The organism is Teichococcus vastitatis (assembly GCF_003604215.1).
Taxonomy (GTDB): domain Bacteria; phylum Pseudomonadota; class Alphaproteobacteria; order Acetobacterales; family Acetobacteraceae; genus Pseudoroseomonas; species Pseudoroseomonas vastitatis.
In genome coordinates this window covers 1-7033 of record NZ_QXGS01000076.1, presented here as the reverse complement: position 1 = coordinate 7033, position 7033 = coordinate 1, and the positions used below count along the sequence as shown (strand labels likewise).

Sequence of the window (7033 nt, the reverse complement as noted above, 5' to 3'; positions counted from 1 at the left end):
CCCCGCCGAAGAACCTTGATTGATCATGCTGCTTCTTCCTCGATCATGCTGGCCAGCCAGCAGTCATTATCGAATGCTGACCGGATTGAGTTGGGCAATGGCGACACATGCCGGCCCCGGCTTCGGGAAGTGGGGTTACTTCCTGTTGCTGCCTGAACCCGTGTCGGCGGCAGCCGCCGGACGGTCTGCGGCTGCTCGGACCTCCGCCTCGGCTTTCTCAGCGGCACCCTCAAGCTGCGCCCGTGTATTGCCGGTCAGCTTGCCGATGGCTTCCTTGACCGAGCCTTTGGCGCGCCGGGCCGTCTCGGGTTCGGGATGATCATTCATCCGACAGCTCCTCCTAGGCGCCAGCCTGTCGCCGCAGGGCATCGGTGTGGCGTCGACGGAAGAACCGATGAACGCCGCATCGGTTGAGCGCTTCCCGAAGATCAATGGCCTGAGCACCGGACCTCGATGAAGCAGCTGCACTAGGAACTAGTGCGGGAAGACCAGATGTCAGGCGAAAGGCTTCCCGTCAGGCTTCCGGATCGTGCCGCCAGGCCGACGCCCTGCATGCAACTCGCCCAACGGGAGGCCATCCCGTGGACCTCCATCAAAGCGGCGTTCCCGCGCCCAGATGACAAGGCCGGCGCGGCTGCCGACCCCCGCTTTGCGGAACAGTGCACTGATGTGGTTCCGCACCGTGTTCCGGGCGATGCCAAGTCGGTCAGCGATCTCTCCGTCGTCGGCCCCACGGCAAATCAACCCGAGCACCTCGCGCCCGCGCGGCGATAATTCCTCAGGCTCGGTCGCGACCGCGTTGTCGGCCAGGTCCGGCCGGCGGAGCTGCGCGAGCTTGGCCTGCACGGCGGCGGCGAGCCATGAGGTGTCCTCCATCACGGCGCTGAGGGCGGCCGCGATCTCCGCTTCCGACCGGCGTTCCTCCGCGACGTCCTCCAAAATCATGATGACGCAGTCTTTGCCTTCCCACGTCACTTGGCAGGCCGTGGCGCGGAATGGGATCAGGCTTCCATCAGCCGATCTGAGACGAACTTCGTGTCCATGCACCTCCCCGTGTTGATCGAGGCGCTCCCTGAGCTCGGCCGCAGCCATCGCATCGCCCCAGAACCGGGCGTCGTCCCACGCCATCGATGCCTGCCCGGTGATCCCGGTTGCCCGTTCAAAAGCGGAATTGACTTGAAGGAGCCTTTCTTCTGAGACGCTGCTCACAAGGGCCGGAACAGGAATCAGTCCAAGCAGAAGGTGGAACGCCTGGTGGTTCTGGTGCCGCGCTTCCTCGGCTTGCCGGAGCGCCTCGATATCCACGAAGGTGAACAGCATGCATTGCTCATCACCGATTTCGATCGGCTGCCCCGCGACGATGACCCGCTTCTCACCGCCCCGCGGCAATTGCAGTGTGGCCTCCATCTGTGGAATGGTGCAGCCCTGCTGTAGTCGCTCGATCGCGAGTTCCCGCCGCGCGGCGTCCTCCAGCACGTCGACTTCATAGGCCGAGCGCCCGAGCACTTCCTGCTCCTCGTAGCCGCTCATCTCTAGGAATCCCTGGTTGACCTTGACAAAGCGATGGTCGGCTAGTCGCAGGATGGCGGCGGGCGCGGGGTTGGCGGCAAAGGTGGCTTCGAAGCGTTCCTCCGCCTCGAAGCGATCCGTCTCGTCGTTCACGATCAGCACCAGGCAATCCGGAAGGCCGTGGCTGTCGGTCAGCACCAGGCTGCGGATGCGGTGGGTCCACAGCGCCTCGTCAGTGCCAGCCGGATAGACATCCACCACGACCTCGTCAAACGCTTCCCCGGAGAGCACCCGCTCCATGGGATAGGTGCCTGCGGGAAGCCGGCGCTGGCTCCGGTCCCGCAGTTCGAACCGTGCGCGATAGTCGGAAACGGTGTGGCCAAGGCCGGCGATCTCCTGGACACCATGCATCTTCAGGGCAGCCTGATTCGCCCAGGAAATCGTTTGATCCGGCTCGATCAGGATGACACCGTCCTGCAGCGCGGCAAGAATGAGGCGTAGCTGCCAATGACTGGCATCGGCATGGGAAGGGAGACTGGCCTCTGATGAAGAGTGCGCGGCCGGCGCCTCTGCTTCCTGTTGTGACATCGGCCCTCCTCGTGGTTCTGTTCGGAGATGCGGCACGAGGGCAAACGTCATTGCTCGTCACCGCCTGCTTCACACATAGACGGGCAGACAGTCGCGAGTTTTGCAGCGTCGGCAGGCCGCGTCGCCCATTAGGCGCCCGGCAGCCGACGCCGCCTCGGCTTACCCGCCTGTTCGTGGGCGGCCGGTCTCTGGAACGATTTCCGCCTCATCCTGGCCTTTGACCTTGATGTTCACAGGACCACCCGGCCCGGGATCCGCAGCGTTCCGATTGTTGTTGTCGCCCGGTTTCATGTTGTAATCGGCCGGATCCAAACCCGGATTGTTGGGATCGATCTGATCCCTCTTCACATCATGTGGGCCCACACTAGACGGGCGTGCGTACCCGGAACCACCACTCTCACTCTCTACACTTTCGCGATTTTCCGGATCTGCCATCTCGAAACCTCTTATTGCTATGTACAAGACCGGTGTCGGACCGAAGGCCCTTTCTGCGTCGGCGAGAGCCAAACACTCCTGCTGCCGCCAAGGGCGGCCCGCCTTCCGCCGCCTCGCTGAGGGTAACAGTGGTTCCCCTTCCGGCGTTTCAGACAGCGAGACGAGAATTCCCGCCTCCTCCAGCAGGACAGGTTCGTCGATCCTTGTTGGCGGCCTATAATCCCTCCCTAGTCCAAGAGGTGCGCGGCTCTGCTTTCTTCCGAAACCTTCCCTGATCGTGGCGTTACGGCGAAACGGTCACTGCGTCTTGGCTGACGCCGCGCCGCTGGCGCATTATCCATCGAGGGCAAATTGGGAGACTGCGATGGCCACGAATACGGATAACATCAGACTGTCCTTCGACGAGGTTCGCCAATTAGCCGAGCAGCCGCTACTGAATTGCGGGATCAGTCGCGAGCATGCCGATGCGATGGCGGACGTCGTGGCACTGGCAGAAGCCGACGAAGCACGATCTCATGGCCTGTACCGTATTCCCGGATGCGTGCAGGCGGTTCGGTCTGGGAAAGTCGCTCCTCGAGCCGAGCCAGAAGTCACGGCCAGCGCGGGCGCCGTCGTGCGTATGGATGCCAGGTGCGGCTTCGCGCTTTACCCGCTCCGGGCTGGACAACCGCTCCTGGTAGATAAGGCCCGGCAGTTCGGCCTAGCGGCGCTCGCCCTGAACAACTGTTATCACTTCTCGGCCCTTTGGGCGGACGTTGAAAGGCTGGCGGAGAGCGGAATGGTGGCATTGTCATGCACCATAGGGGCTCATAACGTCGCCCTGGCAGGCGGCTCCGCTCCCGCCTTCGGGACCAATCCCCTTGCCTTCGCCTTTCCTCGCGGCGCAGGCCGGAAGCCATTCGTGTTCGATCTATCGTCGAGCGTCGTTGCGAAGGGTGAGATCGAGCTTCGCCGTAGAAGCGGGATGCCTCTCCCGCCCGGGTGGGCGGTGGACAGGGAGGGAGCGCTCACGACCAACCCGGACGATGCGTTGAACGGCGCGATCCTGCCATTCGGCGGCCATAAAGGAGCTGCTCTCGGCCTTATGGTGGAATTGCTCGCGGGTCCATTGATCGGGGATCTTCGGAGCGCCGAAGCTTTGGCCATCGATACGCATGACGGAGGACCCCTGCGCGGCGGCTATCTGATGCTTGCCATCGATCCCCGTCATTTCGGCGGGGGCCCTGGCAAGATGGAGGATGCGGATGCATGGCTGACATCCTTGGCAGAGCAGCATCAGCCTGCCCGCCTTCCAGGCACACGCCGCCATGCCGCCCGGCAGCGGAGTCTAGCACAAGGGATCTGCATCCCTCGTGTTCTGTATGACCAGCTTCTGGAACTCTGCTGATTTCGGATCGGCGGCGTCGATGTAGTCGTTCCCGTCAAGGCAGCTGCACGGGAAGCTTGGACGCTCCGGACTCGTCCTCGTCCCAATCTGCTTAGTTCGCAGAAGCAAAACTGGCGGTCTGCCGGCCTTGGGTCTGCCTGCCGATCCTTGCGTCTGGCCAATGAAACGGGCGAGGCCGTAGCCACGTCCAAACCCGGGGGCATTCTCCACCTTGACCCTGCCCCCTGAAATGCCCGCGTTCTGAAGTTAGGGTCCGTCAACAGGAGACGGACGATGAAGCGATCGAGGTTCACGCAGGAGCAGATCATTGGCGTGCTGAAGGAGCATCAGGCAGGTGCGACCGCGGCCGATCTGTGCCGCAAGCACGGCATCAGCGACGCGACGTTCTACACGTGGCGGTCGAAATACGGCGGCATGGATGTGTCGGATGCCCGCAAGCTGAAGGGGCTGGAGGAGGAGAACGCCAAGCTGAAAAGGCTGCTGGCGGAGCAGATGCTGGATGTGGCGACGCTGAAGGAGATGCTGGCAAAAAACTTCTGATGCCCGGCTCGCGGCGCAGGACCGTGACCTGGGCGACGGAGCAGAAGGGTTATTCGCAGCGGCGGGCGTGCGGGTTGGTCGGGCTGGAACCGAAGACCTACCGGTATGCCTCCAAGCGACCTGACGACGGTCAGATCCGTGCCAGGCTGCGGTTGCTGGCCGGTGAGCGCCGCCGGTTCGGTTACCGGCAGCTCCACATCCTGCTGTCCCGGGAGGGTGTATTGCTGAACCACAAGAAGCTGTTCCGGCTTTACCGAGAGGAGCGGCTTGGCGTGCGCAAGCGGGGTGGCCGGAAACGTGCGCTGGGCACGCGCTCACCCATGGCGCTGCCGAAGGCGGCGAACCAGCGCTGGTCGCTGGACTTTGTGTCCGACGCGCTGACCAGTGGACGAAGGTTCCGGGTGCTGACCGTCGTGGATGACTTTACCCGCGAGTGCCTCGGCCTGGTCGTGGACACGTCGCTGTCCGGCCTGCGGGTTGGCCGCGAACTGGACCGCATCATCGAACTGCGCGGCCGCCGCCCGGCCATGGTGGTCAGCGACAACGGCACGGAGCTGACCTCGCACGCCATTCTACACTGGCAGGAAGAGCGGTCGGTGCTGTGGCACTACATCGCACCTGGCAAACCGCAGCAGAACGGGTTCGTGGAAAGCTTCAACGGCCGGCTCCGGGACGAATGCCTGAACGAGCACCTGTTCAGCAGCCTGGCCGCGGCGCGCCGGATCATCGAGGCATGGAGGATCGACTACAACACGGCACGCCCACACACGAGCCTGGGCGGGCTCACCCCAGCAGCCTTTGCAACCCGCCCTACCCAGGGGCATACGGACAACGGACTCTGCTTATGAATGAGGGCACGTAGGGGGCAGGGTCAGCTGGTCACCTGGAAGGCGTTGAAGGCGTTGAAGGCGTTGAAGGCGTTGAAGGCGTTGAAGGCGTTGAAGGCGTTGAAGGCGTTGAAGGCGTTGAAGGCGCAGTTCGGCACCAGCTACAAGGAACTCTACCATTTCAAGTCGAAGTGATCGCAAGCGTTGGAGTTGGCTTCGCCGGCTACCCCGCGGCGCAGGTCGCAGTGACGGATTAGGGCGTGATCCTGAAACCCTCGCGCCCGCCGATCCCCCCAGCGAAGCTCATCGGGCGTCGCTAATCGCCAAGGAGCGGGCTCACCAAATCACCCGCAGTTTTCCTTGCCGGACGAGGAAGGCCCCTCCCCGACAAGGATACCGTGACAATGGCTCACCCCCACACCCGCGCGGACGCAGCATCGTAGAAGGTGAGCCTCAGGGAAGGCCGCTTCCCCTTCCCTGGGCCGCGCTGAGCTTGGATCGCCAGGGCGTTGGTGATCGCCTCGCGGTTCCCCTTCGAGTTCGGGTCGCCAAACAAACTTACGGCTAGGTCGCTGCAGGCGCCCTTGGCGATGCACCGGAGGACATGCCGGTCATTTGCGGCGAGCGAATGACCGAACACCACCACCGCGTTGCCCGACGGGGCGCAGCAGGCTTCGAAGCTGCGCAGCGCCTTGTGCAGGTAGCCGCTGTGCATGATGCGCTCGAGCTTGGTCTTGCTTTCCCCTTCCGCCACGAAGAGCGGGTACTTCTCTTCCTCCAGGGACGCCCGATCTGCTCGACGATAGGTTTGTCGGTCTTGGACCAGGTGTACTTCGTGATCTCCGAGCCTGCGTCGAACAGGTGGAGAGCGCCGTGCAGGTAAGACACGGTTGCGGAGTTGCCCTGCTGCCAGGAGACCCATGGCTGGTCGGGCTCGTCCTCCGGATGGCGGAAGCCGTCGTCGTGGCGGAAGACCCGCTCGTCCACCTCTTCCTGCATCAGCGCCCAGTAGAGCAGGACATCGTAGTTCAGCGTAAAGAGGTGATCGAAGCGGCCGAGGAATGCGCGGCAGGCCGCGTACTGCTCCGCCGTGACATCGTAGGGTCGATCCGGATGCCGCTTGGCGATGGCTGTCACAAGGGCATCTTTGATGGCAGCTGCGTCGTTCCGGAGCCGCCTTGCGAGCGTCTTCGCCGAAGGGCGATAGACCTCGACCACCCGCGCGGCGTCCTGCAGATGCTTGATCACCACCTCGAAGTCCTGGGTGCCAAGCGCCTGGAAGAGCTTCTTAACGTGCGGAACGGCACTGAAGTCCGCATTCTCATATAGAGAGCCGTACGTAAAGATATTCGGTTTCAACGCAATGCTGAAGCCATTGCCCAGTAGCAGGTGACGCTTCTTGGCCCCGTTGAGGCCTTCCATGGCGGCTTCGAAAGAGACAACTTCGACCACTTGTCTGCTCAAACCCTTTCTGCCGCGCCTTGCGCGGGCTTCTTTCGAAAGCAGGCAGATTACCGGTCCGCCGCCCCGGTAGGGCCAAGATAAATGGTGAAGATTTCCCTTCAGCCCCAGGCGCGCGGAAAGTGACCGGGTTCAGCGGCTCGCGCTTCGCCGAACCTAATCACCACTCCAATCCCTTGGCTGCAGTGCTGAAACATGTTTGCAATCAATCTAGCAGCCTGTCGGGTTTGGGTCGGCTGCTAGTGGGATAGTTGGGTTACGGATCATGTAGCCAGCCGCAGGCGGT

The 7033-nt window shown here is 63.0% G+C and carries 4 protein-coding genes and 1 pseudogene; 2 read left to right on the top strand and 3 right to left on the bottom strand.

Annotation, left to right across the window (positions count from 1 at the left end):
* Nucleotides 1-135 precede the first annotated feature (135 nt).
* Together D2K64_RS22535 and D2K64_RS22530 are read right to left on the bottom strand one after the other, a co-directional pair.
* Nucleotides 136-327, bottom strand: a complete 192-nt coding sequence (locus D2K64_RS22535) for a CsbD family protein (protein ID WP_120010628.1) — start codon at nt 325-327, stop codon at nt 136-138.
* Between the two features lie 168 nt (nt 328-495).
* Nucleotides 496-2097, bottom strand: coding sequence for a PAS domain S-box protein (locus D2K64_RS22530; protein WP_162306239.1), 1602 nt, complete (start codon nt 2095-2097; stop codon nt 496-498).
* A 799-nt stretch (nt 2098-2896) separates the two neighbouring features.
* On the opposite strand from D2K64_RS22530, the gene D2K64_RS22520 reads away from it, so the two are divergent.
* Both D2K64_RS22520 and D2K64_RS22515 read left to right on the top strand, forming a co-directional pair.
* Nucleotides 2897-3919, top strand: a complete 1023-nt coding sequence (locus tag D2K64_RS22520) for an Ldh family oxidoreductase (RefSeq protein ID WP_120010625.1) — start codon at nt 2897-2899, stop codon at nt 3917-3919.
* Between the two features lie 273 nt (nt 3920-4192).
* A protein-coding gene (locus tag D2K64_RS22515; RefSeq protein ID WP_120010624.1) for an IS3 family transposase occupies nt 4193-5307 on the top strand; the annotation gives its coding sequence in 2 pieces (ribosomal slippage) (nt 4193-4439 and nt 4439-5307; 1116 coding nt in all).
* Nucleotides 5308-5695: 388 nt separating this feature from the next.
* Here the strand turns inward: D2K64_RS22515 and D2K64_RS22510 are convergent.
* A pseudogene (locus D2K64_RS22510) lies at nt 5696-6708 on the bottom strand (DUF4917 family protein).
* Nucleotides 6709-7033: the final 325 nt, after the last annotated feature.